The organism is Microcoleus sp. Pol14D4 (genome assembly GCF_036701245.1).
In the GTDB taxonomy this organism is placed as follows: domain Bacteria; phylum Cyanobacteriota; class Cyanobacteriia; order Cyanobacteriales; family Microcoleaceae; genus Microcoleus.
The window spans coordinates 1-26,356 of the sequence record NZ_JAUBQM010000038.1 but is presented as its reverse complement, the minus strand read 5'-3'; the positions used below and the strand labels follow the sequence as shown (position 1 = coordinate 26,356).

22 protein-coding genes and 2 pseudogenes are annotated in these 26,356 nt (G+C 46.5%); 15 read left to right on the top strand and 9 right to left on the bottom strand.

All coding sequences use genetic code 11. The annotated features are described in order from the left end of the window. The first annotated feature begins 2 nt into the window (after positions 1 to 2). The 3 genes from QUA33_RS15295 (at position 3) to vapC (ending at position 955) form a co-directional block, all read left to right on the top strand. A complete protein-coding gene (locus QUA33_RS15295; RefSeq protein ID WP_333149297.1) occupies positions 3 to 239 on the top strand; it encodes a hypothetical protein in 237 nt (78 codons plus the stop codon). An 84-nt stretch (positions 240 to 323) separates the two neighbouring features. Further along, positions 324 to 554, top strand: a complete 231-nt coding sequence (locus tag QUA33_RS15290; RefSeq protein ID WP_333149296.1) for an antitoxin — start codon at positions 324 to 326, stop codon at positions 552 to 554. Continuing rightward, a complete protein-coding gene (vapC, locus tag QUA33_RS15285; protein WP_333149295.1) occupies positions 551 to 955 on the top strand; it encodes a type II toxin-antitoxin system tRNA(fMet)-specific endonuclease VapC in 405 nt (134 codons plus the stop codon). The genes QUA33_RS15290 and vapC overlap by 4 nt, the downstream gene beginning before the upstream one ends. A gap of 8 nt (positions 956 to 963) precedes the next feature. Here the strand turns inward: vapC and QUA33_RS15280 are convergent. The 3 genes and pseudogenes from QUA33_RS15280 to QUA33_RS15270 form a co-directional block, all read right to left on the bottom strand. Next, positions 964 to 1,692, bottom strand: a pseudogene (locus QUA33_RS15280) (Uma2 family endonuclease). Positions 1,693 to 1,858: 166 nt separating this feature from the next. After that, positions 1,859 to 3,586: an ABC transporter ATP-binding protein gene (locus tag QUA33_RS15275; RefSeq protein ID WP_333149294.1), complete on the bottom strand. Its 1,728-nt coding sequence runs from the start codon at positions 3,584 to 3,586 to the stop codon at positions 1,859 to 1,861. 202 nt (positions 3,587 to 3,788) lie between these two features. Then, entirely contained in the window at positions 3,789 to 4,271 is a 483-nt protein-coding gene (locus tag QUA33_RS15270) for an FxLYD domain-containing protein (protein ID WP_333149293.1), read from the bottom strand. Between the two features lie 205 nt (positions 4,272 to 4,476). On the opposite strand from QUA33_RS15270, the gene QUA33_RS15265 reads away from it, so the two are divergent. Continuing rightward, on the top strand, positions 4,477 to 5,169 hold the full coding sequence (locus QUA33_RS15265; RefSeq protein WP_445243248.1) for a Uma2 family endonuclease: 693 nt from the start codon (positions 4,477 to 4,479) through the stop codon (positions 5,167 to 5,169). 48 nt (positions 5,170 to 5,217) lie between these two features. On the opposite strand, the gene QUA33_RS15260 is transcribed toward QUA33_RS15265, so the two are convergent. Next, complete coding sequence (locus QUA33_RS15260) at positions 5,218 to 6,921, bottom strand: NAD(P)/FAD-dependent oxidoreductase (protein WP_333149292.1); 1,704 nt, start codon at positions 6,919 to 6,921, stop codon at positions 5,218 to 5,220. Positions 6,922 to 7,014: 93 nt separating this feature from the next. Here QUA33_RS15260 and QUA33_RS15255 point away from each other — a divergent pair, with 93 nt between their 5' ends. Further along, the gene (locus QUA33_RS15255) at positions 7,015 to 7,926 is read left to right on the top strand and encodes a PPC domain-containing protein (RefSeq protein ID WP_333149291.1); all 912 of its coding nucleotides are present in this window, start codon (positions 7,015 to 7,017) and stop codon (positions 7,924 to 7,926) included. 291 nt (positions 7,927 to 8,217) lie between these two features. On the opposite strand, the gene QUA33_RS15250 is transcribed toward QUA33_RS15255, so the two are convergent. Then, on the bottom strand, positions 8,218 to 8,814 hold the full coding sequence (locus tag QUA33_RS15250) for a hypothetical protein (RefSeq protein ID WP_333069378.1): 597 nt from the start codon (positions 8,812 to 8,814) through the stop codon (positions 8,218 to 8,220). A 52-nt stretch (positions 8,815 to 8,866) separates the two neighbouring features. Beyond that, complete coding sequence (ribD, locus tag QUA33_RS15245; RefSeq protein ID WP_333077743.1) at positions 8,867 to 10,042, bottom strand: bifunctional diaminohydroxyphosphoribosylaminopyrimidine deaminase/5-amino-6-(5-phosphoribosylamino)uracil reductase RibD; 1,176 nt, start codon at positions 10,040 to 10,042, stop codon at positions 8,867 to 8,869. Positions 10,043 to 10,236: 194 nt separating this feature from the next. Between ribD and QUA33_RS15240 the strand changes: the two genes are divergently transcribed. Both QUA33_RS15240 and QUA33_RS15235 read left to right on the top strand, forming a co-directional pair. Continuing rightward, positions 10,237 to 11,097, top strand: coding sequence for an FAD-binding domain-containing protein (locus tag QUA33_RS15240; protein ID WP_333149290.1), 861 nt, complete (start codon positions 10,237 to 10,239; stop codon positions 11,095 to 11,097). A 283-nt stretch (positions 11,098 to 11,380) separates the two neighbouring features. Next, positions 11,381 to 11,794: a hypothetical protein gene (locus QUA33_RS15235; RefSeq protein ID WP_333149289.1), complete on the top strand. Its 414-nt coding sequence runs from the start codon at positions 11,381 to 11,383 to the stop codon at positions 11,792 to 11,794. A 146-nt stretch (positions 11,795 to 11,940) separates the two neighbouring features. On the opposite strand, the gene QUA33_RS15230 is transcribed toward QUA33_RS15235, so the two are convergent. Next, positions 11,941 to 12,480 carry a cyclic nucleotide-binding domain-containing protein gene (locus QUA33_RS15230; protein ID WP_333149288.1) on the bottom strand — a complete coding sequence of 180 codons (540 nt, stop codon included), beginning with the start codon at positions 12,478 to 12,480 and terminating at the stop codon, positions 11,941 to 11,943. 148 nt (positions 12,481 to 12,628) lie between these two features. On the opposite strand from QUA33_RS15230, the gene QUA33_RS15225 reads away from it, so the two are divergent. The 8 genes from QUA33_RS15225 to QUA33_RS15190 all read left to right on the top strand — a co-directional run bounded on the left by QUA33_RS15225 (position 12,629) and on the right by QUA33_RS15190 (position 24,812). Continuing rightward, complete coding sequence (locus QUA33_RS15225) at positions 12,629 to 12,907, top strand: hypothetical protein (protein WP_333149287.1); 279 nt, start codon at positions 12,629 to 12,631, stop codon at positions 12,905 to 12,907. A 231-nt stretch (positions 12,908 to 13,138) separates the two neighbouring features. Continuing rightward, positions 13,139 to 14,248 carry a hypothetical protein gene (locus QUA33_RS15220; RefSeq protein WP_333149286.1) on the top strand — a complete coding sequence of 370 codons (1,110 nt, stop codon included), beginning with the start codon at positions 13,139 to 13,141 and terminating at the stop codon, positions 14,246 to 14,248. A 232-nt stretch (positions 14,249 to 14,480) separates the two neighbouring features. Beyond that, positions 14,481 to 14,756 (top strand): hypothetical protein, encoded by a 276-nt coding sequence (locus QUA33_RS15215; RefSeq protein WP_333149285.1) that lies wholly within the window; start codon positions 14,481 to 14,483, stop codon positions 14,754 to 14,756. Next, entirely contained in the window at positions 14,749 to 15,090 is a 342-nt protein-coding gene (locus QUA33_RS15210; RefSeq protein WP_190657517.1) for a type II toxin-antitoxin system PemK/MazF family toxin, read from the top strand. The genes QUA33_RS15215 and QUA33_RS15210 overlap by 8 nt, the downstream gene beginning before the upstream one ends. Positions 15,091 to 15,154: 64 nt before the next feature. Continuing rightward, the gene (locus QUA33_RS15205; protein WP_333149284.1) at positions 15,155 to 18,370 is read left to right on the top strand and encodes an SMC family ATPase; all 3,216 of its coding nucleotides are present in this window, start codon (positions 15,155 to 15,157) and stop codon (positions 18,368 to 18,370) included. A gap of 377 nt (positions 18,371 to 18,747) precedes the next feature. Beyond that, entirely contained in the window at positions 18,748 to 22,056 is a 3,309-nt protein-coding gene (locus QUA33_RS15200) for a PAS domain S-box protein (protein WP_333149283.1), read from the top strand. Positions 22,057 to 22,215: 159 nt separating this feature from the next. Further along, positions 22,216 to 24,135 carry an adenylate/guanylate cyclase domain-containing protein gene (locus QUA33_RS15195; RefSeq protein WP_333149282.1) on the top strand — a complete coding sequence of 640 codons (1,920 nt, stop codon included), beginning with the start codon at positions 22,216 to 22,218 and terminating at the stop codon, positions 24,133 to 24,135. Between the two features lie 74 nt (positions 24,136 to 24,209). Next, complete coding sequence (locus QUA33_RS15190; RefSeq protein ID WP_333094256.1) at positions 24,210 to 24,812, top strand: Uma2 family endonuclease; 603 nt, start codon at positions 24,210 to 24,212, stop codon at positions 24,810 to 24,812. A gap of 9 nt (positions 24,813 to 24,821) precedes the next feature. Here QUA33_RS15190 and QUA33_RS15185 read toward each other — a convergent pair. Beyond that, positions 24,822 to 25,016, bottom strand: a pseudogene (locus QUA33_RS15185) (YebC/PmpR family DNA-binding transcriptional regulator); the annotation flags it as partial. A gap of 228 nt (positions 25,017 to 25,244) precedes the next feature. Next, positions 25,245 to 26,090: a hypothetical protein gene (locus QUA33_RS15180; protein WP_333149281.1), complete on the bottom strand. Its 846-nt coding sequence runs from the start codon at positions 26,088 to 26,090 to the stop codon at positions 25,245 to 25,247. Between the last annotated feature and the right edge of the window lie 266 nt (positions 26,091 to 26,356).

Sequence of the window (26,356 nt, the reverse complement as noted above, 5' to 3'; positions counted from 1 at the left end):
GTATGCAGTCAGCAATACGGATTACAACCAAAGTTCTTGCAGGAAATAAACTTGAAATTCAAGTGCTACCTGGTTCTGTGGGTGAAGAGGTTGAAGTTTTTGTGATTATACCAGAAAAGCCTCCGGGGCGGCGTAAGGTGTTGGAATTGCTTACAGAAATCCGCAGCCGTCATGTTTCCAGAACAGTTGAAGAAATTGACCGGGAACTAGAAGAAGAAAGAAACTCATGGGACAACTAAACTTACCATCCTCTGCTACAATTTACTTGGAGCAAGTGGAGAGTCAATTTAAAATATAAGTTAAATCACTCGGGAGGCAAAACAATGAATACGGCTAAATTATCGATCGCTGATGACTATCAGACAGTCATATTACCTAAAGAATTTCATTTGGCAGGAAATGAAGTGTATGTCAAAAAAATAGGAGATGTTCTTGTCCTAATCTCCAAAGAAAATCCTTGGAAAACTTTTTTTGATAGTTTAAATATGTTTTCTGACGACTTTATGCTAGTCAGGGAGCAGCTTCCTTTGGAGACGAGAGAGGCTTTTGAATGAGATTTTTACTAGATACTAATATCTGCATATACATCATCAAGCGCAAACCACAAATAGTCTTCGATAAATTCCAAACAATTGAATTTTTTGATATTGGCATTTCATCTGTTACTATTGCCGAACTTGAGTATGGAGTTTACAAAAGTCAGCGTCAAGAGCAAAATCGGGCTGCACTAATTCAGTTTTTAATAACTTTACCAGTAGTTCCTTTTGATGAAAGAAGCACCAAAACTTATGGACAAATTAGAGCAGGATTAGAACGTCAAGGTATTGTCGTTGGCCCAATGGATTTGCTGATAGCATTCCAAGCAATCAGTTTGGGGCTGACACTGGTGACGAATAATGTGAGAGAATTGTCGCGTATCCCAGGATTAACCTTAGAGAATTGGGTTGATTCGTGAGTACATTGTTATATCCCTTCTTCCCTTTGAATAGATCCAAAAACCTGTTCAACAGTTAGATTTAGTTCGGGAAAAGCAGAGGATAAAATTCGATCGCCCTCTCGGAACAGGCTAACCTGATACTCCCCATCAACCAACTGGTAAACTGAGATAGTCGGTTGTTTCGGATTACCAATGAAACGTTTGCCGCCCAAAGCAGCATAATCCACAACCCAATATTCCGGGATACCCAATCTTTCATAATCAGCCACTTTAACCAGGTAATCATCTTGCCAGTTGGTGCTAACTACCTCCACCGCAAGTTTAACAGAATCACCTTGCGTAATAATCGATGATTTTTTCCAAAGTGGCTCCGAAATCAAGGCTGGCTTGTCTAATACAGCAATTTCCAGGTTTATGGAGTACGGTTGCAAGGGTTTGTCAACCATTTTGGTAAGTGTTTGGGATTAAGGTGTACTCTATTTGCGTGGAATATGCTGTATTATGATGTCTGGCTGAAACCCTGTAGTCGCTGCTGGAGGTCTGACGAAATAGGTTGATGGTGTTATATACGGAAGATTTAGGCGATCGATTTCTACGTTAATTTTGCGGATGAGAAAACTTGTAACTTCCTCATGGTCTCCGTTTGGATTCTTCTCAACTATCACTCCATTTCGTAGCTCGAAACGTCCTTTGCCATCGGGATACCACTCTAGGAATTCTTCAAATGTTAGTAGTTTGGCTGTGGTTTGAATCATGTTGGCACTGCCTGTTCTTTTTAACTGGAATCAGTAAATATCCAGTTGGATAATTTATTGTATCATTCTTAATAGGACTTACGCACGGGTAGTCAGAAACCGGCTTTTTTCAACAATACTTCGTTGAGGCCAGCAGAAACGGCCAAAAACCCGGTTTCTAACGTACCTACTGACTAAACTGTTGAGCGTAGTAGCCAGCATAGCGATCGCCCTTTTCCAGCAACTCCTCGTGCGTCCCAGATTCTACAATTCTTCCTTTTTCCAAAACTAAAATGCGATCGGCTCTCCGCACAGTAGCCAAGCGGTGAGCGATAATAAACACAGTGCGATCGCGCATCAATCTTTCCAGCGCTTCTTGCACTAAACCTTCGGATTCCGAATCCAGCGCCGATGTCGCTTCATCCAAAATCAATATTCTCGGATCGAGCAAAACTGCACGGGCGATCGCAATTCTTTGTTTCTGTCCCCCAGATAAGTTTACACCCCTTTCTCCCACCCAAGTTTGATAGCCGTCGGGAAACTCACTGATAAATTGATGGGCGTTAGCAATTTGTGCCGCTTTTTCAACATCTTTTAGTTCATAATAAGATTGACCGAAAGCGATATTTTGAGCAATTGTACCCGAAAATAAAATCGTTTCTTGCGGTACAATTCCGATTTGCCTCCGCAGAGTATTTAAAGTGACATCTTGAATATCAATACCGTCAATTAAAATCTGTCCCGCTTGCGGATCGTAAAATCTCGGTAACAAGTTTACTAAAGTAGTTTTTCCCGCACCGGATGCGCCGACAAGGGCGATCATTTCTCCGGGAAGCACCAACAAACTCATGTTTTGCAGAATGGGTGTCTCTGAGTTATAGGCAAAATTAATATTGCGGTATTCGACTTTTCCGGTAACATGGGGAAGTTCAATGGCACCCGATTTTTCGACAACAGCGGGTTGAATTGCTAATAATTCAAAAATGCGATCGCTAGAAGCTTCTCCCTGCTTAAAATCTCCGTAATTAGCAGTTGTAATAGCGATGGGGTCAATTAAAAGTGCCACCCCTGCGATATAACTTATAAATTGAGTACCTGTGAGATTTCCTTGAGAAATTTGCCAACCTCCCAGGAAAAAGAGCAAAATCACGCTCATCGCTTCCAAAAAGCCAACTACAACGAACTGAAGTGCTTTTACTCTTTCTGACAAATACTTAGCGCGGCGGTTTTGTTCTGCTTCTTCTGCAAAGCGGGCAATTTCGTAGTCTTCAGCCACAAATGCTTTGATTAAACGAATGCCGCTGAATACTTCTGTCAGCAAAGCGGATAAATCCGAGATGCGATTTTGACTTTGGCGCGAGTAACTCAGCAGTCTCTCGCCAAACCAACCAATTAAGATAGCCATCAGCGGTGCAATAATTAATGCACCCAAGGTTAATTGCCAGTTGAGATAAATCATATATCCCAGGACGGCAATTAGCTGCAAAATGCAAGGAATAAACTGATGAAAAAATTTATTTACGACTTCGCCAATGCGGTCAATATCTTCGGTGAGGCGGTAGGATAAGTCTCCGGTTTTGGCAGTTTCAAAGTACCCGAGATTGAGTTTTTGCAGGTGGGAGTAGACTTTTTTGCGGATTTCTAAAGCAATAGTCAAAGCTGCTTTCGCCATCAGCGTATCTTGACCGTACTGGGCTGTACCGCGAAGTAGAAATATAATGGCGCTGAGTGCAGCAATTTGAGCGAACCCTTGTAAATCTCCTTTACCTATAAATTTGGCTGTTTCGCCAACCAGCCACGCTATAATCGGCCAAAATACGGTAAATACTACGGTACAAGCTAATGCTTTACCGATGGTTTGTTTTTGGGGACGGAGGTAGGGTAAGATTTGCCAGTATGTCGATCGAGTTTTCAAGATATTTTGCCCTCGCAAATTCTGTTTTTAGAGATATCTGCAAGAATATTCAAACTTCGATCCCCCCTAGCCCCCCTTAAAAAGGGGGGGACAAGAACACTCAAAGTCCCCCTTCTTAAGGGGGATTTAGGGGGATCTCTGCGTAACTCATAGAGATATCTGAGCCAGAATATGATAACAGCGATCGGACAAATCTCCACAATCATTCTTGACCGTCGGGATGAGTAGCCTGTACTTTAGCCCCCGCGACAACTTCGCCCCGAAAGGCGGCTGACTGTCCGGGCGCAAGAGTAACTGGTTCAGCGTAGATAAATCCGTTGTCAATTAAATTGCCTGACTCGTCCAAAACTTCATAATTGACTTTGACATTCTTGATTATTTTGCAGCCTTGATTAAGGACTTGACCGCTGAAAAAGTTGCCGTCATAATTAGTCGCCTTAATTGACACTTTCGCAGCGATGTTGGGACCGGGAATGCAAGTTTTGGAAGTTCCTAAAGATGGCTGTTTCTCGCATAACTTGCCCAAGTCTACTGTTTTGCCGTCGGGGGTTTTCATGTAGCAAAACGGCTCGTCAATTTCGGAGTTTTGGGCAAGTGTATTTGTAGAGTATGCAATCAAAGGGCGAGTTGATATCGAGGACATTAGCCAAATCGATAAAGCTCCTGTTAAAGGTAAATAAATCATGTTTTTTCTGCTTTTTATGAAATAAATTCTACAAGATAATGCAGCTAAAATTTAGGCTAGCATATCTATAGGTATGGCGCGTCGCGCTCACGCTGCATTGTGCTATGATAAGACATAAAACTTGAGAAAGTAAAGTAAAGTCATGGTCGTTACTCAAGATAACCCAGGATAAAAAACGTTAGAACTGATCGTAACGTGGGAGAAGTTGCCAGACGACTTCCAATTAGAAGAAAAACCAGTAGAGGATACAGGTCAACCGCTAATTGCTGGAGCACTGCGAGAAATCTTAGAACTGAGAGGATCGATCGGGCCATTAATGCTGATAGCCAGCAACTTTGGCATTTGCGCTACTGTCAACGGCGAGTTAGTAATCAAAGCACCAGATTGGGTTTATGTACCGTCGGTACTGCCGGCAGAATCGAGAAGAGACCGCAAAAGTTATACCCCAAACTTGGAAGGAGAAATCCCGACCATTGTTATGGAATTCTTGTCGGAAACAGACGGCGGCGAATATTCTGTCAAACGTACTTTTCCTCCAGGAAAGTGGTTTTTTTACGAACAAATTCTGCAAGTAGCAACTTACGTCATTTTTGACCCAGAAACTGGCTTGCTGGAAGTATATCGCTTGCAAAATGGCAAGTACGAATTAGAATTTCCCGACGCGGAAGGTCGCCACTGGATGGCAGATATTGGTTTGTATTTAGGAACGTGGCGGGGGGAGAAAGAACAGCGTTCAGGCTATTGGTTGCGCTGGTGGGATGAAGCAGGAAATCTGCTTTTATGGGGTGTAGAACAGTTAGCAGCAGAACGTGAACGGGCCGATCGCGAACGTGAACGGGCCGAACGACTGGCTGAATATTTGCGCGATCGGGGAATTAACCCGGACGAGATTATTTGATAAGTTGTACGCCATATCTGTAGGGTGCGCAATGCGCACCTTACGAGATTATCTAATACTCGGCTTTCTATTGCCAAGATTCCGCGCTCCGGGAACTTTCCGGCTGGGACGGCGATTGTTCAAACTGCTCGCAGTTCTAACATTCAAAGCATCAACAGAAGGTATCAAACCCAAGTCTTGCAAAATTTCAACAGCCGCCCTTTGTCCAGTTTCGCAACCGCCTTCCATGTAACCTTGATTTTCCAGCGAAGTGTGTTCCCCGGCAAAATATAAATTGCCAACTCGTTCGCCTTCAACCCCGTACATTTGCGTCCACTGTCCGACTAAATAGCAGGCGTAAGAACCTTTAGAAAAGCGTTCTCCCGGCCAATAAGCTCGCACAGCTTTGCCCGATCGCAAATTACTCACTCCGGGAAAAACTCTTTCAAATTGGTTCAAAAATTTTTGTGCTTGGTCTTCTGGAGTTCCGGCACCGATCGACAAACCCTGCTTTCCTCCTGTAAAATTAGTAACTAAACCGTTAGGAGTAGGAACAAAAGGCGTAGCTTCCCAGGTATTCTGGAATCCTAAATCGCTATAAACAGAAGCAGTCGATCGATAAAGTTCCCGCCAAATTCGGCTGCGGTAGCCGGTAACTAACTTAGAATTAGTACCGTAACCCAATTGCTCGATCGCCCTACGCTTCGGTTGGGGCAAAGGTACGTTAATTTTAACGTCTCGCAGAGTGCTGAACGGCAAAGTTAACAAAACTCGCTCGTAAGTGCGCTCGAACGCGCTTTGTCCCGATCGCAAATTTACCCGATAGCGGCCATCCGGCAAAAGAGTAATCGCTTCCAAAACCGTCCCCGCCTCGATCGAACCCGACAATTGACTTGCTAAACTGTTGATAATTTGACTGTTGCCACCGTCAATCTCATAACGCTCATCGCTGTTGCCGTACAATTCAAAACTGCCAGCTTCAGAACCGATTAAAAACAGCAGATTTAACGCCGACTGTTCCTCGGGATCTCGACCGTATTCTCCAGTATAAGCAATGCGGAGTAACTGCCGGACAATCGTGCTAGTCTCAGCTTGGTCTAGATATTCAGCGATCGAAAGATTGTCCAATCTTTCCGCTGCTTCTGTAAAATCTTGATAGCTAATTTCATCGCCAACCGCCTGCAAATCAGCACTAATTTTACTAGCTAGCGGCGCAAATTCCGCGATTATTTGCTCAAGAGAAAAGCGGCGCCCTTGAAAGAAAAAAGTATCCTTCACCAGTCCACTCTGCACTTGGGCTAAGTCGATCGCCCGCAAACCCAATTCCGTCGCCAGCGAGATTAAATTAGTATGACCGGTGTCAATAAATGCTCCTCCCACGTCCACCGGAATCAGCGTTCCAGCCGCCTTGGGAATAGTGCGAATCCGCCCCCCCACGCGGTTAGTTGCCTCGATTATATCGGCGCGCACGCCCGCTTGGCGCAAGCGATAAGCCGCCGTCAAACCCGCAATTCCCGCACCGACAACCAAAATGGGCGATCGTCCGCCCTGTTGAGCAAAAGCTCCCCCTTCCTCCCTGGTAAAAGTCGCAGCAGCGACAGCCCCCGCAGCAGCTAAGCCCCCGTGCAGCAAGCTGCGCCGAGATATGGGAGAATTGGGAATACCAGCCGTCAGCATCCCCAGCAGTTCATCAGCCGGAATGCCCGTTTCCCTTGATTTCTGAGCAATATTTGCAGCGCGGCGCAGCATTGCCATCAGTCCAGATTTAGCCATAATTAAGACATCCTCACAAAACAAAACTTTGATGTAAACTGGATTCTCGATCGTGCAATTTCCAGACTAAAGTCCAGAGAGATTTTTTTAATAATGCTAACCCTCAGAACACTGTTCGACAGCAAATTTTATCTCGAAAACAACCCAGATGTCGCCGTAGCAGTTGCCAGAGGCACGGTATCGAGTCCCTTCGATCACTACCGAAAAATTGGCAAATTTGAAAATCGCGACCCGAATGCCCTGTTCGACGCCAGCTATTATTTAGACACCAATACAGATGTAGCGGTATCAGCCAAACTCAATGGCTTTTCAGCAGCCGATCACTTTATTAGATTCGGTCAATTTGAACGACGCAACCCCAACCCTTTCTTCGATGTTGGTTTCTATTTAGCAAGCAACCCAGACGTGCAGACAGCAGTCCAAACAAATCAATTTACCCCTTTTGAACACTACTTCAAAGCCGGTCAATTTGAAAACCGCAAAGCCAGCGTTTTCTTTGACCCCAGCTTTTATCTAGAAAAATATCCGCTGGTAGCAGCAGCAGTCCAAAGCGGCGCAGTTAAAAGTGCGATCGACCATTACATTCAATTCGGTCAACAAGAAGGACTGTTGAGCAATCTCCCCGATCCCGCAGACAATTTGAACGCAGCAAAAAGCCTGGGCATTCTGACAGAAATTCAAACAGCGAGCGATTTTGTGGGAACTGCAGAACCAGCCGACATTTACAGTTTCATCCTCAATACTCCCAGCCTTTTCAGTGTAACTATTGACGGTTTGAGTGCAGATGTTGATGTTGAATTAATTCAAGATCTCAACGGCAACGGCGCAGTTGGATTAGACGATATTATTGCTTCGTCTAACAATTTAGGCACGTCTTCAGAAACAATTGTCAGCAATGGGCCTTTACCTGCGGGGACTTATTTTGTCCGCGTTTCTCAATTTCAAGGCGATACAAATTATGACTTGAGATTGCTAGCCGCTCCTTCTCCCACGCCGCTTGTATGACAGGATGGTCTACAGTTGAAGGCAGCCCAAATTGGAAGGTGGAAGACAGAAGGCAGAATTAAAGAAAAACATATAATTCAATAATTCTGCTGGTTGGTCAGTTAGATGTTGTCCGGTTAATTGCTTCTAATATAATAGTTTGTCGTCAGCTTTTTAAGAGAAGAGAGGACTGAATTCCTCACTACAAACTTAATTATACTTTGTTGACCGGACTTGAGATAAAAAAACAATTCTCTCTTCATTCTTCCATCTTCCCTCTTCCATTGGGCTGCTCTTTCACTTATTAGTTTCTTACCCCCTGGGAGAGGGCAAAGATTGAACAGGTGCCGGAGGCCAATTAGAGCGACTTCTGGTTAGAGTAGTAGACACCAAAGCATAGCCCAAAACAGCGGGAAGCACGATCGCACTCAGAAACACGATCGCCGCAGCCCAACTCATCGCATTCGAGATCGGGCCGTAATGAGTGCGGTAAGGGTCAAAGGTGGGTAAATTAGGCCTAGGGGCGTCCCGCAGCGCGATCGGACGTTTGAACCGCACTCGCCTGTCGTCGAGCTTTTCGAGCAAAGTCCAGCCAACTTCCGCCTCTTCTTGGCACAGTTTGTGAAAAATCGCAGGATTGCGAAACAAATCGTTGCTAGCCCGCACAATCTTGTACTCCCAAACCGTCAAATCAACAGCATTAGGAGTGGGTGGAGGATTGCCATTAGAGGGCGCATTTTCAGGCGCATTAAAATTATCTTCTTGAGATTCGTACCGAGTCAAAACTTCCTCCTCCTCGTTGTATTTTTGCCACACAGCCAATTGCTCGCGGCTCACCAATACACCCGCGAGCGCCGCCTCCAAGCCGAGGCTGCCAACCATCAAACTCCAAATCAGAATTTCAACCATAAAAGGAGTTAAAAGTTAAAAATCAAAAACTAAAAAGACTCGCTTTTAACTTTCAATCTTTAATTTTCAAATAGCCTTCCACCAGACAATCTGGACCCACCGAGCGCCAAGAAACCCGCTCTAAAGTCAAAGCATCAGTCATTGCGGAAAACCCCAAATCTCCCACAGGAGTTGGAGACCCTTGACCGCCGACAATTTTAGGAGCAATAAAAGCCATAATTTTTTGAACTGCACCCTCAGCAATTGCCCTCGCCGCCAAAGTGCCGCCACACTCCCAGAGTACAGAAAGAAAAGATCGATCGTACAAATAAGCCATAACATTAGTCGGTGTCAGCGGCGAGAGTTCCACAACTTCCACCCCTTTTGCGATCAAAAATTCCTGAAATTCCGGGTTAACCCCAGGCTCAGTCAGCACCAAAGTAGCCGCCACAGAGGTTTCCCACAACCAAGCCGACTTTGGCAAATCCAGAGTGCGGCTCATCACCACCCGCAGGGGATTATTCCTATCAGGCTGGTGACTCGTCAGTAGGGGATTGTCCAGACGCACCGTATTTCCCCCAACAATCACAGCATCGCAGCCGACGCGCACCCGGTGTACCTCGCTCCGAGCCTCCTCGCCTGTCACCCAAGCGCTGTGGCCGCTACTGGTAGCAATTTTACCGTCCAAAGTCATTGCATATTTCAAAATTCCCAAAGGCCGGCGGTATAAAATTCGGTGAACGAAAGCCTCGTTGAGTTTTTGGCAAGCTTCGCCTTCCACTCCCGCCACCACTTCAATCCCAGCCTCTCGCAACCGGGTCAGCCCAGTTCCAGCGACCAAAGGATTCGGATCGACCATGCCAGCCACTACTTTTGCCACCTTGGCCTTAACTAAAGCTTCGGAACAGGGAGGAGTCCGCCCGTAGTGGTTGCATGGCTCCAGGTTTACGTAGACGGTCGCTCCTTCGGCGAGTTCCCCCGCTTCCCGGAGCGCAAAAACTTCGGCGTGAGGTTGACCGGCACCGGGATGAAACCCTTCGCCGACAATCTTGCCATCTCGGACAATTACAGAACCGACAAGGGGGTTGGGTGCGGTTTTGCCCAGAGCGCGGCGAGCCAATTCTATGCAGCGGCGCATCATGGCTCGATCGAACTCTTGAATTTCGCTGTTTTCCAGTTGTTTTGTACCTGGCTGCTGTCGATTAGCTAAGCTGGCGATCGCTTGAGCGTCCGCCGGAAAAGTTTCCATGAGATTTTGGTATTATATCTATCCCTGAGTGTACTGACTTTGATGCTAATTTTGGCTGCGATCCGACGATCGATTGCTGCTGGGGCCCACTGTAAGTTACCAGGCTGTCAGGGCAATTTATGGCGATCGGGCAGCTTCTAACCCGATCGCATAGCTTTAACATTAAGAAACAATAGCAGGTGCTTGAAAAAACAATGAGTCAGGACATGAAGCGGGAATTTGCCAGCCGCGACGAATTAATTGCCTACGTGCGCGAACAGTTCCCCGAAGCCGCCGGCCGGGACAGCAGCGTACCCCCAACCCCAGGCGGGCGGAAAGCAGCCGAGACAGCCCTGCAACAAATTGACCCCAGCAAATACGGCTCAACCCGCAATTTCCTCAACGGTGCGGTAACGCGCTTGTCGCCCTATTTGCGCTACGGGGTTTTGAGTCTTGCCGAAGTCCGGGATGCCGTGCTGGAGAAGGTGCGGCATCAAGAAGAGGCCGTAAAACTTGTCAACGAGTTGGGTTGGCGGGATTATTGGCAGCGACTGTACGCCGAATTGGGCAACGGGATTTGGCAAGACCGCGAACCCTACAAAACTGGTTACACTGCTAAAGATTACAGCGAAACTCTGCCGGAGGATGTCGTCGAGGGCACGACTGGTTTGGTTTGCATCGACAGTTTCAGCCGCGAGTTGCGAGAAACTGGTTATTTGCACAATCACCAGCGGATGTGGACTGCCGCTTATCTCGTACACTGGCGCCGCGTGGGCTGGCAAGCCGGAGCTCGCTGGTTTTTGCAACATTTGCTAGATGGAGATCCGGCGAGCAATAATCTTTCTTGGCAGTGGGTAGCAAGCACTTTTAGCCACAAACCTTATTTTTTTAATCGGGAAAATTTGGAGCGTTACACTAAGGCGGTTTATTGTCGCGATTGTCCTTTTTATGGGCAATGCGATTTTGAGGGAACTTACGAATATTTGGAAGGGCAGTTGTTTCCTCATGGAGAAAAGGTCGATCGTAGCGGCGGTTCTAAAAGTTGGGAACGCCCTAAAAAAGGTCGCAGAAATTAAAAAGTTATTGGGCATGGGGAATGGGGAATGGGGCATTGGGCATTGGTTATTAGTTATTAGTTATTAGTTTAGGACTTACGCACCGACTCTACTTGTAGGGTACGCAGTGCGTACCTTACCACTACGCGTAGTATAATCTCTCAGTTTTTGCGTAATTCCTGTAGTGATTAGTTACCAACTAGCAATGCCCAATTCCCAATACTTCGGCTACGCCAGCGTACAAGTCCCCAATGCCCAATGCCCAATGCCCAATGCCCAATGCCCCATTCCCAATTACTAATTTATGAACAATCCGATTATTTGGCTGCACGGCGACTGTTTGAGTCCTGAAGGTCCGGCTTTTCAAGCGCACCCAGAGGCACCGGCAATCTGGGTTTGGGATGATGCGCTCATTGATGAATGGCAGTTGAGTCTTAAACGAATGGTGTTTATTTACGAATGTTTGCTGGAGTTGCCGGTAGTTATTCGGCGGGGCGATGTGGCGGCGGAAGTTATCGCTTTTGCGATCGAATCCGGCGCCAATCAAGTGGTAACTGCGGAAAGTCCCAGTCCTCGCTTTCAGGATATTTGCCGGGAAATTCAGCGATCGCACCCTGTAGAAGTTTTGCCACCCGAACCCTTTGTCCGCTACGATGGTTACATTGATTTGAAGCGTTTTTCTCGCTATTGGCGCGTCGCTGAAAAATATGTTTTCTAATTGGGAATTGGGAATTGGTAATTGAAAATTGGAAATAGGTGTTATTTTCTCTTCTTCCTTCTTCCCTCTTCCCTCTTCCTTCTTCCTGACATCCGTTACATCCGTTACATCTTGTACAGTGCTCGTTGCCGAACTTCCCTCTTCCTTCAACTTCCCTTCAAACGCTCCAACAGCCATTGAAATCTCGATTCAGCCAAATCTGGATTTTCGACATTTTCCGGGATAGCGCCCTCGTCGTCGGGTTCTTGATATATTAAACCATCACTATCATCGCCGAAGCGTTTGACTGTACCCCGCAGTCTCGACGAAAGAAATTTGGTAATCGCCCGATAAAACCGCAGGGAAAAAAGCACGTCTTGCTCTAGTTTTTCAGTTAGCAGCCACCGCGGAATTGACAGGATGAGGCACTCTTCAATTGCCGTGACGCTAGCAGAAGGAAGCCTCCCGTCTACAAAAGACATTTCGCCTAACACTTCCCCGGAAATAATTTTTCCAATTTCTTTGTCGCCCAAAGATGATACAGCAACGCTCAAAGTTCCCTCCAGAACTATGTACAGGGCGTCTAAGGGCTTACCTTCGGCGATCAGGGTTGTGCCGGGGAGGACTTGGGTGCGGGTGCCGTTGGCGAGCATCCAATCGATGTCGCGATCGCTCAATTCGCCTAATATCACTAGAACTTTGCTCATAAAGTCAGGTTGAGATGAGATAATTTGTATTTTTTTACTTGTTTAGTTGCGTGCTGTTGTTAGATGGTCAGACCCTGAGCGAAAGCGAAGGCTAAACTTTACAAATAGAACACTAAATTTTACACAATTTTCATAATATTCAGTAATTTTGACACGATCGACCCACAAATATTTCTCGGATCGGTGGTATTATTCTACATTAATTGTCAGGGACTGTGCAGCAGCCGATCGCGTTGTATTAACTGCACTTGCTGTGGACGGCGGGGCTGCCAAAACTGTTTTGAAAGCTTGTTGTCTCTTGGTTTCGAGGCGGTGCGCCCTCAAAAACCGGATTTTTCCGGCGTCGCTGCGAGTGCAGCGCCCCCAAGTACAGAATTGTAGAATGCAAGCGAGACGCGCGATCGAACCCTCAATTAAACAGGATTAAGGGTGAAATCATCCCTAGGATTGATTTTTAGCCGATCGATCTGTAAATTAAAATTAGCCTCTAAACCCACCGTCCGTTCTTGAATCTAATCAGCTTGAGAGTTGACTATTCAACGGTAAAATGGCAATCTAGGAACAACACAACTCATATTTGTGTCTTTTTTTAGCAAAGCTCTCGACGGTCGCCCTCAAACACTTACACTTTTAACACACCCTTCATTGAGGAGTTTCTATGAATAGTCTATTTTCCAAGTCTACTTTTGCGTTAATAAATCTTGCAGCTTTAGCTGTTTGTTGCAGTACCATGTCAGCGAAAGCTGAAACTGGCAACTTGCCCGATGTCGCTACAACTGCAACAATCGCAGCTCAAAATATTGACCAAACTTCTGAGCCGACGGCAACTTCAGCAGTTAAACCCGACGCAGAAACAACGGCTAGTAATAAAAAAATTGATTCTATCAGTTGGAGCGAACTAACAGAAGCAGCGGAGCCAGCAGCCTCCGAACCGTCAGCCAACTTGCAAGTATCTATTGCTGCACCAGAAAAATCGGAAGCAGCAACATCGGAAATTGCTGAGACAGAAACTGCGCCAAATACCTCCATTGCTGCTGAGACTGAAAAGCCGGAAGAAACCGTTAAAATTGCTGATAATGGTGTCAAAGTGGAGTCAACAGTCGAGACAGCCAAAAAGAGCGATCGACCTACCTCAATTGTTGCCGAGAGAAATAATCTTGAAGTAACTGCAACGAAGGAAGAAAAAGAAGTCCAAACAGCACAAGAATTGTTGAGCAATCCTGTCAGCACTTCCGCCTCAGCTTTGACAAACCAACCGAAAGTTGCTGAAAAACCGGCAACTGTGTCGGAACCAACTGAAAAAGTGGCTCAAGGAACTCAAATCCGACCAGGCAGAGCAACTCGTTCCGGGCCCAGCTACATCGGCATTGGCGGCAATCTAGGTTTTGGCGGAGATACAGCATTAGGCGACGGTTCATTTGCGATTATTAGCAAAATCGGTTTGACCAACAATTTCTCGGTGAGACCGACTGTTTTGTTCCGCGACAACTTAACTGTTCTAGTTCCCGTTACCTACGATTTTGTATCTCAAGAGGCCGTCGAAGTCAGCGATGATTTTGTGATTACTGCTGCTCCTTATGCAGGTGCTGGCGTCGCACTTTCTACTGGCGATGACGGTCATTTTGGCTTCCTGATTTCGGGAGGTGTAGATGTGCCGCTGTCGAGAAATTTTACAGCTACAGCGGGACTGAATGTTGGTTTTCTCGACGGAGCTGAAGTGGGATTGTTAGTCGGTGTCGGCTATACGTTCCCTAATGTTGTCAGGTAGGGTTGCTGTTTGAGCAAACGCAGGACAAATAAATATGTGCGGGGTTGACTGTAGGAATACAGTCAACCCTTTTTGATGATGGAAAATCTGCCAATTCGATCAATTTAGGGTGCGCCACAAGCAGAGACCGGTAATGTATGGTGCCTCATAAGCACAGAGCGCCGATATTGATTTTTGTGAAAGATATAATGATGGTGCGATCGTACTTTCTCACAAACCACCCGAAAAAACCGTGACCAAAACAGAAATCTTAGCAGCACTCAAAAATCTGACAGCAGAAGAACGCCTAGAAATCATCGAAACAGCTTCGCGGATGATGCGCGAAGAAATAGAAGAAAAAGCCCAGCGCAAAGCCGAGAGAAAGCGGAGACTCAGAGCCGCAGCAGAAGCAGCAGTCCAAGATTATATGCCGGGAGGTACTTTACATGATTTGTGGTCGGCTGAGAGCGAACCCTATTTTGAATCCGAGGAAGAATACCTTAACGCAGGGATAAAAACTAATGCGTAGAGGTGAAATTTGGCTGGTTGCGCTTGAACCTACTGTGGGCGCCGAAATCGGCAAAACTCGTCCGGTAGTAATTGTCAGCGATGAAACGGTGGGAATTTTGCTGCTTGAAGTTATTGTTCCTATCACTGACTGGAAAGAGCGATACACCGAGAGAAATTGGATGGTTCGACTAGAACCCAGCGGCGAAAATGGCTTGGCGAAACTCTCCGCCGCCGATACTTTTCAAGTCCGTTCCGTCTCCCAACAAAGATTTGTCCGACAACTCGGAACCTTGTCCGAGACAATTATGGAAGAAATTGCAGAAGCACTGACAATTGTTCTGGATCTAGATTGAATAACTAGGCAACAGCGTACAAATAGTGTTATTTATAAATAGATTGTACGGCGCGGCGGCCTAAATGATTCCTATACAACTTACACTCAAAAATTTTCTCAGCTATCGAGATGCTGCTTTAGACTTTCGCGGCCTGCACACCGCTTGCATTTGCGGGCCTAACGGTGCTGGCAAATCCTCCCTCTTAGAAGCCATATCCTGGGCACTTTGGGGCTGTTGTCGCAGCGATACGGAAGACGATATCATCCATATCGGCGAAACAGATGTGCGCGTTGATTTCACTTTCTCCACCGGCGGCCAAATCTACCGGGTGATTCGCAACCGCCGGCGCGGACAATCGGGAAGTTTGGAATTTCAAGTAGCAACAAACCCCCCCTTCCCCCCCCTTGGTAAGGGGGGGCCACAAGAAGTGAATTCTTCCTTTGGTAAAGAGGAACCCGAAGAAGTAAATTCTTCTCCCCCCCTTAGTAAGGGGGGGTCGGGGGGGGTGAATTTTCGCACGCTCACAGACAAAGGTCTGAGAACAACTCAGCAAAAAATCCTCGAACACATCAAACTAGATTACGATACCTTCATCAACTCGGCGTATTTGCGGCAGGGGCGAGCTGATGAATTTATGCTCAAAAAGCCGATCGAACGCAAACAAGTTTTAGCCAACCTGCTCAAGCTCGACTCCTACGATACTTTATCCGACCAAGCCAAAGATACGTCCAAACAATTTAAAGCTCAAGTCGAAGTGCTCAAACAGAGTTTGCTAACCGTACAAGAGCAACTGCAACAAAAAGAGGCTCTTGCTTCCGAACAAACTCAATTGCAGCAAGCAACCGATTTACTTCAGCAGCAGCAGCAAGCCGACACAAACGAGTTACAGCAACTGCAACTCCAGCACCACAACCGCCAAACTTGGCAAAAACTCCTCGCCGGCCACCAGCAACAGCACTACAATATCACTCAAGAATGCCGCCGCTTGCAGCAAGAACTCAGCGCAGCCAAACAGCAGCAAAATGAGCTGCAAGCCCTCCTAGGGCAAGAAAATGAAATAACAGCAGGCATCGCGTATTTCCAAAGCTTGCAAGCCACAGAAGAAACTCTGGCTGGCAAATTCAAGGTTAATCAACAAGCCCAAAATCAGCGTCAGCAATTGCAAGAACAGCAACGGCAAGAACTGAGCTTTTTGCAAAGCAAAATTCAGCAGTTGCAAGCTCAATTAGAGGTTTTAGAACAAGATGAAAAAGATGTTCTGGAAATTCTGAAACAGCAGCCGGAGGTTGACAAAGGACTCGCCCAGTTGCAAGCAGTTCGATCGCGCCTCAACGAACTAGAGCAACTGCAACTGCAAGTTTCGCCGCTGCTACAACAGCAGCAGCAAAAGCAACAAAAGCTCGATCGCGCCCGCGCCGGTTTAACCGCCCGCTTAGAGGAAATCAACCGACAGGTGCAAGTTCAGCAGCAGCAGCGACAGCCGCAATTACAGCAGGAAATCTCGGCCATCGCCAATCAAATTTTGCAGTTGGAAAACAAGCGAGTTTATCAGCAGCGAGTCCGCGAAAAAGGTCAAGAAAGGCACGACTTTCTCGGAAACCTGCAAGCCAAAAGCCGCGACTATCAAACCAGACTCGCCGAGATCGACCAAAAACTGCAACTGCTGCGGAAACATGAAGGAGAAAAAACCGCAGGCGAAGGTAAAGCCTCGAATTTTGCGGAAAACGAGCCATCGAATTCGCCTTTAATGGTGCGGGATGCAAATTTTGGCAATTGTCCTTTGTGCGATCGACCTTTAGACGAACACTACTGGAATTTGGTAGTCACAAAACACCACACCCAACAGCAGGAAATCTGGAATCAACTGTGGGTTGTGCGCGAACAGTTGGCTGTCTCCGAGCGCGAAATTCAAGTCCTCAGACATGAATACCGCGAACTAGAAGAGGAATTAGCGCCCTACCAAGAATTGCGCGAACGCCGCAGCCATTTGCAAGCACAATTAGATAGCCTGAGCCAAGATGAAAACCGACTGCAAACTATGCGTCAAGACGCTGCAGAAATAGAGCGGTTGCTACGCACCGGCGAGTATGCAGCCGATGATTTGGGCGAACTCCAGCAAATCGAACAGCAACTGCAACAGCTCAATTACAGCGATCGCAGCCACTCCCTCGCCCGCAGCGAAGAAAAGCGCTTGCGGTGGGCGGAAATTAAGCAAGCTCAAATCAAAGATGCTCAGCAGAAACTGAATAAAATTAATGCTCGCCGCCCGGATTTGCAAACTCAATTAGCCACGGTACAGCAACAGTTAGAACAGCAAAAAAATAGCTCGGAAATACAGCAGCAAATTCTGTCTTTAGATAGATACATTGCGGAAGTTGGCTATAATTTGGAACAGCACGAACACGTCCGCAGCGAAATGCGCCGATCGCAGTTTTGGATCGCCCGTGCCGAAAAATTGCGATCGGCAACTGTGCAGTACCCGCAAGTGCAGCAGCGGGTTAATGAAATAGCAAATTCCATCGCAGTGCGCGATCGAGATTTGCAAGCTGTCAGCGCTCAAACTTCCGCGATGAACCAGCAATTGCAAGAACATCCCGATCCCACAGCCCGCATAAGTGCGATCGAACAGCAAATCAGTCGCCGCCGCCAGCAGCTTGACCAACATTTGGGAAGTCTCGGACGCCTCCAGCAGCAGCAGCAAAATTTGGAAAACCTGCAAGTTCAGCTAGTAGCTCAAAAAGAGCAAATGCAAGTTGCAAAACGCCAGCAGCGAGTTTATCAAGAGTTGGGTCAAGCATTTGGTAAAAACGGCATTCAAGCTTTAATGATTGAAAATGTTTTGCCTCAACTCGAAGCGGAAACAAATCAGATATTGTCGAGATTGAGCGCCAATCAATTGCACGTTCAATTTATTACTCAGCGGGCTTCTGCTTCTAAAAAAGCCACTAAATTGATTGACACCTTAGACATTTTAATTGCTGATGCACGCGGTACTCGCGCCTACGAAACTTACTCTGGCGGTGAAGCTTTTCGGATTAATTTTGCGATTCGGCTGGCGCTGGCGAGACTGCTGTCTCAGCGGGCGGGCACGGCTTTGCAAATGTTGATTATTGATGAGGGATTCGGAACTCAGGATGCTGAAGGGTGCGATCGGCTGATTGCTGCAATTAATGCGATCGCCTCCGACTTCGCCTGCATCCTCACCGTTACCCATATGCCCCACCTGAAAGAAGCTTTTCAAGCCAGGATTGAAGTAAGCAAAACTGCTCAGGGTTCTTCCATCAGCTTGTCAATTTAAAAGGGTTGATGAGCCGGATGGAAAGGGGAGAAGAAAAACAGTTAAAAATATCAGTATTTTCACCTTCTGTTTTCTTTGGGCTTTCGGTATTTTCACATTCTGTTTTCTGGATAAGTCCCTAATGCCTTCGGTTGTACTACTTTCAAACCAGAAGGCAACTGTATGCCCGTGCGCCAAACCATAATGGAATTAGTCATTGCCAATCTAAAATCTAAAATCTAAAATAGTATTAGTCCTCGCCCCCATGGGCTTTTTTGGGCTGCTGACTTTGTTCAAAAAGCTAAATTGAAAATAAAATTATAGAATAAGAATGGCTCAAGCTATTTATAAATTTTTATTGTTCTGTCCCCTCCCTGGGAATTTGGATATTGCCACAGATGACAACAGACTCTTTCAACCTGTCTCTCCTAGAGCGGGCGATCGCAGCGTCGAACAACAGCGTCTTAATTGCTGATGCTCGCAAGCATGACACACCTATTATCTACTGCAATCCTGCTTTTGAGAAACTGACCGGTTACAGCCGCGAAGAAGTTATTGGACGCAACTGCCGATTTTTGCAGGGTCCCGATACCGATCGGGCTGAATTAAACAAACTCCGCCACAGCTTGCAAGCGGGAACTGAAATTCAGGTAGTTCTCAAAAATTATCGCAAAGACAAAACTCCTTTTTGGAACGAATTAATGGTTTCCCCCATCTTAGACGATGAGGGAAAATTAACTCATTTTATCGGAGTTCAGAACGATATTAGCAAAAGAGTAGCAGCCGAAACAGCCAGGGAAGAAAGCGAAGAAAGATTGCGCGCGATCGCCAGTACGACTCCCGTTCCCATGTTAATTACGCGCCTAGAAGATAGCGTTATTTTGTATGCAAATCCTGCTCTAGGTAAAAGTTTAGGTTTGAGTTACGAACAACTTATCGGACGCAAAAAACTGGCACTTTATGCCAATATCAATGACCGCCGTCAATTGATAGGTTTAGTCAAACAAAACGGCTTTAGCGACAGCAAAGAAATCTGCCTCAAGAAAGCAAATGGCAGTTTGTTTTGGGTAAAAATGTCGATGCGAGCGATTAATTTTAATGGCGAAGCCGCAATTTTATCGGCATTTTACGATATTACCGATCGCGTAGAAGCAGAAACAGCACTACGGCAAAGCGAAGCCAGGTTTCAAAAACTGGTTGCCAACGTTCCGGGAATGATTTATCAATTTCAGTTAGCAGCAGACGGTACTGTGTCATTCCCCTACGTCAGTTCCGGCTGCCGCGAACTCTGGGAATTAGAACCAGAGGTACTCCAAAATTCAGCTATTCCTGCTATAGAAATGATTCATCCAGAGGATGCGCCCAGCTTCCATGAATCAGTTGCTATCTCAGCTAAAACTTTAGACCCTTGGCGGTGGGAAGGCAGATTTGTTTTTCCGGGCGATAGAATTAAGTGGATTAGCGGGGCTTCGCGACCCGAACGGGGGGAAAATAATAACATTATTTGGGATGGTTTGTTGATTGACATTAGCGATCGTAAACTTGCAGAATCAGCACTGCGGCAAAGCGAAGCCAGATTTCAAAAAATGGCCGCCAACGTGCCGGGAATGATTTATCAATACTTGCTACATCCCGACGGTTCCGATAAATTCATTTATGCCAGTTCAGGCTGTTGCGAACTCTACGAATTAGATCCAGAAAAAGTTCAAGAAAACTCGGATTTAATTTGGTCAACGGTGCATCCAGAAGACCTAAAAGTCCTTTTGGAATCAATCGCAATTTCCGGCGAAACTTTAAAACCTTGGATATATGAATGGCGGATCGTAACGCCATCTGGAAAACTGAAATGGATTCGCGGCATCGCCCGCCCCGAAGCGCAATCTGGGGGCGACATACTGTGGGAAGGAGTGACAATCGACATCAGCGATCGCAAGCTAGCAGAAATCGCCCTCAGCGAGTCAAAAATCGCCCTGCAAGAAGCCAACCAAGAACTTGAAAAGCGCGTCCTCGAACGTACCGAAGCCTTGCAAACATCCCAAAATATGCTGTGGTTGGTAATCAATAATATCCCTCAGTTAATCGCCTGGAAAGATCGAGATTTAGTTTACTTGGGAGGTAACAAAAACTTTGCTAAAGTCGCAGGTTTCAATCACCCCAGCGAAATCGCTGGTCTCACCGACTTCGATATGCCCTGGAAGCAGGAAGAAACAGAAGTTTTTCGAGCCTGCGACAGCCGCATCATGGCAACCAACACCCCAGAATATCACATCATAGAATCCAAAATGCAAGCCGACGGCACCCAGTGCTGTCTGGATACAAATAAAATACCTTTACACGACAATTCCGGCAATGTAGTCGGCATTTTGTCTACGTTTGAAGACATCACAGATCGGCTTTCCCTAGCAGCTAAAGTCCGTGCCAGCGAGGAACTATTTCGCACAATTTTTGAAGATGCACCAATCGCTATATACTTAGCTAACTTAGATGATAACAAGTTAGTGAGAGTCAATAAAACTTATTGCGAAATGCTGGGATATACCATAGCAGAATTGCTCAACAAAACTTTTATAGAACTTGGGCATCCCGACGATTCTCCAAAAAATATCCAAGTTGCTGATGCTCTCGAACGGGGAGAAATTACTCACTATCAAATCGAACTCCGCCAAATTACAGCTACAGGTAAAATTGTTTGGGTAAATGTGACAGCTACTTTAATTCGAGACGGCGAAGGAAAACCTATTTACAAATTAGGGATGATAGAAAATATAACAAACCGCAAAATTTCCGCCGCCGCACTCCAAGCTTCCGAATCTCAGTTAAGAAAACAAGCCGCCCAATTGCAAGAAGCCTACGAACAACTACAAAACGCTCAAATCCAATTAGTTCAATCCGAAAAAATGTCGAGCCTCGGTCAGATGGTGGCTGGCATCGCCCACGAAATCAACAATCCCGCAACTTTTATTAACGGCAATATTTCTCACACTGACAACTATTTTCACGATTTAGTTGAACTGTTAAGTCTCTACCAGGAACATTACCCGTCCCCAGTGCCTCAGATTGCTAGAAAAATTAAGGACTTAGAGTTAGATTTTCTGAAGGAAGACTTGCCAAAAATGCTAAATTCCATGAGATTAGGAGTAGAAAGAATCAGTAAAATTGTGTTGTCGCTGCGGAACTTTTCGCGACTGGATGAATCAGAAATGAAGTTGGTAGACGTTCATGAAGGAATTGACAGTACACTTTTAATATTGCAGCACAGATTGCATCATGCAAATATAAAAAGCCGGATTGAAATTATTAAAGAATACGGAAAAACATCCAAAATTTACTGTTGTCCGGGTCAGTTAAACCAGGTATTTCTCAATATTATCAGCAATGCGATCGACGCTCTAGAAAACCAACCGCAACCTCGGACGATCGTGATTCGCACCCTCATGAAAAAAGCCGATCTGAAAAGCCACAGTAAAAACCAGCTCTGTGATGGCGATCGCATTGTAATTTGCATCGCCGACAGCGGTCCGGGAATGACCGAAGACGTTCGGAAGCGGCTATTCGATCCCTTCTTCACCACCAAACCCGTAGGGTCTGGAACTGGCTTGGGATTATCCATCAGCCATCAGATTGTGGTAGAAAAACATAAGGGAAGCCTGCGGTGCATCTCAGCGCCCGGACAGGGAGCGGAATTCTGGATTGAAATCCCCTGCTGAGCGATCGGAAATTAATTTAAAAGTTTCAAGATATAACTTTTAATTCCCAATTGCCGTCGGTGCTTGAGTTATCAGGGTTTTGAATTAACCGCACTCAGAAGCCGGAACAAATCGCACTCAGCGGTGTGCTAATCTGCTGCCCTTATTCGCTAGGCAAATATGCTGAAAAAACTACCTTTATCCTGGTCTCGCTACATTCCAGCCGCGTTGACGCTAGGTTTGGGTGTGGGACTGTCGCTTCTGGCATTCGCCTTGGTTTGGGACTGGGAAGACAAGCGCCGCGACTACGAAATGCAGCGCCGCATCGACGATATTTCGATCGGCATCGAACGCCAGCTCAACTCCGACTTAGATACTGTTCTCGCCCTCAGCGACTACATGAAAGCCTTCAGCGCCGTCGAGCGTTCCTCTTTTGCTCGGTTTGTCGCCCGTCCCCTATCCGTCCACCCCAGCCTGCAACTCCTGGCTTGGGCCCCCCGCGTCCCCACTTCCAAGCGCCGCAACTACGAAACCAAAGCTAGAAACGAAACAGAGCCCAGCTTCGAGATTACAGAGCGCGGCCCGCGAGGAGAACTCCGCAAGGCTCTCCAGCGTTCAGAATACTTCCCGGCTTTCTACGTCGAACCACCAGCCGGAAACGAGACAGTATTAGGTTTTGACCTCGCCTCCCACCCAGAAATCCGCGTCGCGCTCGATCGAGGGCGCGATACAGGAGAAATGATTGTCACCAACTACATCGGCTTAACTCAGGGCAATTCCCCGGAACAGGGTCTTTTGGCCATAGTTCCGATTTACGAAAACAGCAGTCAACCGACTACGCTGGAATCCCGCCGCCAACTGCTACAAGGATTTGTTCTGGGCGTATTTCGAGGCAAAGATATTTTCCAAACCTCTTTAAAAGGACGCAATACCGACTACCTCAATATTTATCTCGTTAGCGAGGCTCCAGACAAGCAAGAAGCAGGGTCGCTGTTACCGCAAACGGGGAACCCGGTTCTCAAAAATCTCCCTGCTGAGAGGCGAATTCAGCAATTTGCGATGCAGTTCCAATCCGCCAGCCAACAAGTGCTTCCAGCATCAGCCACTGCGAAACCCTCTCTCCTGCAAAACTGCCCGATTCTTGACAATCCAGGCCCGAACTATACAGCTTGCAGAAGGCGGCTGAAAATTAGCGGCCGCCAGTGGTCTATGTACGTGTCAGCAACCCCGGAAATTCGCCGGATTCGCAAGCACTGGCGCTCTTGGGGAACTCTGACGATGGGGATGCTGTGGACTCTGATTCCGGTGACATATATGCTGACAGCTTTGAGCCGCACCGCCCAAATCGAAAAGCTAGCGCGAGAAAGAATTCGCCAAGCCGAACAGTTGCAGGCTGCTTACTTACAGTTGGAACTCGAACAAGCTAAATCCGAGCAACTGCTGCTGAACGTTTTGCCGGCAGCGATCGCCCTGCGCTTGAAGGACAATGAACACAATATCGCCGAAAGTTTTGCGGAAGTAACTGTGATGTTTGCCGACATTGTGGGGTTTACAGAGCTTTCGTCGAGAATTTCAGCGACGGCGGTGGTGGAAGTGCTCAACGATATTTTTTCGGCTTTTGACCACTTGGCAGATCGCCACGGTTTGGAGAAAATTAAGACGATTGGTGACGCTTACATGGTTGTCGGCGGTTTGCCTACGCCCCGAGACGATCACGCCGAGGCGGTTGCGAACATGGCGATCGATATGCTGCACGAAATTCGACTCCTGAGTTTAGAACATTCGGAACCTTTCAGCATTCGGATCGGGATTAGCAGCGGCCCTGTCGTTGCCGGCGTCATCGGCTTAAAAAAGTTTATTTACGACCTCTGGGGCGACACAGTAAATATTGCTTCGCGAATGGAATCCCACGGGATTACCGGCTGCATTCAAGTCACCGCCGAAACTTACGAGATATTAAAAGATAAATATACTTTTCAGAAGCGCGGCGCCATTCAAGTTAAGGGCAAGGGATACATGGTTACTTATTTGCTGACTGGCAAAAAGATTATCGATCCAGCCCAAAAACGGATACAAGCTTCCGAATCCCCGATCGAGTAAGACTTTCAATCGCCAAGCTAAAATAGTGTAAGCTCAAGGTATTCTATCACCCCTGCACCAACCGAGGAAAAACCATGACGACGCTGCTAATTCAAACCGAAAGCGTCCCACTGACGGTCAATTTCCCTGCGATCCAATCGATGACTGTTGAACAGTTCTATGAATTCTGTATAGTTAATCGCGATTTGAGAATTGAGCGTACTGCCAGTGGGGAAGTCATTATCATGTCACCAGCCTTTTCAGATACAGGGAACCGCAACATTAAAATTGCTCAGCAACTTGCGAACTGGGCAGAAGAAGATGGCACAGGTGAAACGTTTGACTCCAGTGCAGGCTTTACCTTGCCGAATGGAGCAACCCGATCTCCCGATGCCTCCTGGATTAAACTAGAGCGCTGGAATGCCTTAAGTGAAGAACAAAAAGCCTCCTTCGCACCCATTTGTCCTGACTTTGTGATTGAATTGCGGTCTGCTAGTGACACTCTCAAGGGATTGCAAAACAAGATGCAAGAATATATTGAGAACGGTGTATCCCTCGGCTTTTTGCTCGATCGCAAAAACAGAAAAGTCTATATTTACCGTCCCAATCGCGAACCGGAAATCTTGGATAATCCTGAAACAGTCAGCGCAGATCCAGAGTTACCGGGATTTGTCTTGCGGATGGCAAAAATCTGGTGATTTAGATCGTTAAACCATACTCAAAGACATCAATTCATCTGTCATTTCAAAATTTGCCGTCACGCTTTGCACGTCGTCCAAATCTTCCAGTGCATCCATTAACTTCAGGAGCGATCGAGCTTTTTCAGGAGTGTCTATTTCCACTGTATTGCTCGGAATCCAGCGATTTTCCAACTGCAAAACTGCAAATTTTTTTTGTTTCAAATGACACTCCCCACTCTTTCATAGACTGGGATTATTGGTTCATAGATCCCTTATTTTTTAGCTCGAATCACTAAATCAATTAACTGTTATCGTCCCAGAGTTTTACCCCATTCGCTTGAGCCAGTTTGAGTATTGGATTTGACATTTCCGGGCGTGAAGGCACCGAGTAGTTTGCGATCTAGCTTAGACTTCAGTGGCTTCCGATACCCCATTCTAGATAGAAGTTTGCTACGCTTGCTTTTGAGCTTGCTTTCTTTTGCTCAAAACAGCCCGTTGAATTGTCAGCAAAATTTTCCCCTCTTGTTCATTAATTTCACCGTCAGCCTCGATCATCTCAGTGCATCGCTTTAAAAGTGGTTCGGCAAAGTCGAGTTCGAGTTGTGCGAGTAAAATATCCAACTTGGGAGGCAATTTAGACTTATTTTTCACAGCTTCAATCTCAGCTAAAGATTTGGGATTTAAATTCGCCGCTTGTAATTGAGGTAATAACTCATCCCATCGGGTGAATTTTTGGGTGGTATAGACGACATACACCAAAATCCAATCCATCACCGTTTCTTGTGCGATCGCTGTCTCTAAATATTTCTCACTTTCCGCTTGCAATACCTCTTGTAAATCTTCGAGCTTGGTTTCGATTTTCGAGGAATCGATATCGGCTTCATAAAACCGACAAGCACCGTATCCCAGCGCGTAAATCATTGTCGCACTGGCGCTAGCATTAATTACCGCACCCGCCAAGGGAATATTGCTGACAAGCGTAACTCCAGCTTCGATCGCTAAATTGCTACCCAAGGATAAACCGAAAATAGCTACAACTTCTTTTTGGCGATCGCTCGATTGCAACTCCTTTCCATAGGCGGCAGCTATTTGATAAACCAACTCCGCGGATAACACCGTCATTGCCGCTAAATCCATGCCAGCCAATGCCAAAGCTGCGCCCGGCACTAAACTGCTAACCAAGCCACTTCCTGCAGCTAGCAAGGCTTTTTCCACCATTAAGCGATGTGCGATTTCTTGAGGTTTCTCGTGAGGATATTGGCGCTGCAACTCTCGAACTTGCGCCTCGGCAGTCACGACATCAACTTTATCGATCGCACTAACTAACCAGTCGATTTTGAAATTTTCAGTCAGTTTTTTTAGGATAGGACTCTGGGAAATCGAACCGAGGGCTGAACCAAAAAAATTGGGAAATTGGAGTGCTGCACTTCCGGCATTCCCTACCGCATTCCCTACCGCACTCGCGGTATTAACAACAATCTCACCGGGAGCGTGTCACTTTTGCAATAAGTACAAATACTTAGACAGCTTTTCCCGACTTGCCAATTAACCCATTTAAATAA

Bases quoted from the DNA above. Each gene is read 5' to 3' on its own strand.
- QUA33_RS15195 (WP_333149282.1), top strand. From the start codon at position 22,216: ATGCTGAAAAAACTACCTTTATCCTGGTCTCGCTACATTCCAGCCGCG.
- QUA33_RS15250 (WP_333069378.1), bottom strand. From the start codon at position 8,814: ATGGTTGAAATTCTGATTTGGAGTTTGATGGTTGGCAGCCTCGGCTTG.
- QUA33_RS15290 (WP_333149296.1), top strand. From the start codon at position 324: ATGAATACGGCTAAATTATCGATCGCTGATGACTATCAGACAGTCATA.
- QUA33_RS15270 (WP_333149293.1), bottom strand. From the start codon at position 4,271: ATGATTTATTTACCTTTAACAGGAGCTTTATCGATTTGGCTAATGTCC.
- QUA33_RS15230 (WP_333149288.1), bottom strand. From the start codon at position 12,480: ATGAGCAAAGTTCTAGTGATATTAGGCGAATTGAGCGATCGCGACATC.
- ribD (WP_333077743.1), bottom strand. From the start codon at position 10,042: ATGGAAACTTTTCCGGCGGACGCTCAAGCGATCGCCAGCTTAGCTAAT.
- QUA33_RS15200 (WP_333149283.1), top strand. From the start codon at position 18,748: ATGACAACAGACTCTTTCAACCTGTCTCTCCTAGAGCGGGCGATCGCA.
- QUA33_RS15240 (WP_333149290.1), top strand. From the start codon at position 10,237: ATGAGTCAGGACATGAAGCGGGAATTTGCCAGCCGCGACGAATTAATT.
- QUA33_RS15295 (WP_333149297.1), top strand. From the start codon at position 3: ATGCAGTCAGCAATACGGATTACAACCAAAGTTCTTGCAGGAAATAAA.
- QUA33_RS15210 (WP_190657517.1), top strand. From the start codon at position 14,749: ATGCGTAGAGGTGAAATTTGGCTGGTTGCGCTTGAACCTACTGTGGGC.
- QUA33_RS15255 (WP_333149291.1), top strand. From the start codon at position 7,015: ATGCTAACCCTCAGAACACTGTTCGACAGCAAATTTTATCTCGAAAAC.
- QUA33_RS15260 (WP_333149292.1), bottom strand. From the start codon at position 6,921: ATGGCTAAATCTGGACTGATGGCAATGCTGCGCCGCGCTGCAAATATT.
- QUA33_RS15205 (WP_333149284.1), top strand. From the start codon at position 15,155: ATGATTCCTATACAACTTACACTCAAAAATTTTCTCAGCTATCGAGAT.
- QUA33_RS15220 (WP_333149286.1), top strand. From the start codon at position 13,139: ATGAATAGTCTATTTTCCAAGTCTACTTTTGCGTTAATAAATCTTGCA.
- vapC (WP_333149295.1), top strand. From the start codon at position 551: ATGAGATTTTTACTAGATACTAATATCTGCATATACATCATCAAGCGC.
- QUA33_RS15190 (WP_333094256.1), top strand. From the start codon at position 24,210: ATGACGACGCTGCTAATTCAAACCGAAAGCGTCCCACTGACGGTCAAT.
- QUA33_RS15235 (WP_333149289.1), top strand. From the start codon at position 11,381: ATGAACAATCCGATTATTTGGCTGCACGGCGACTGTTTGAGTCCTGAA.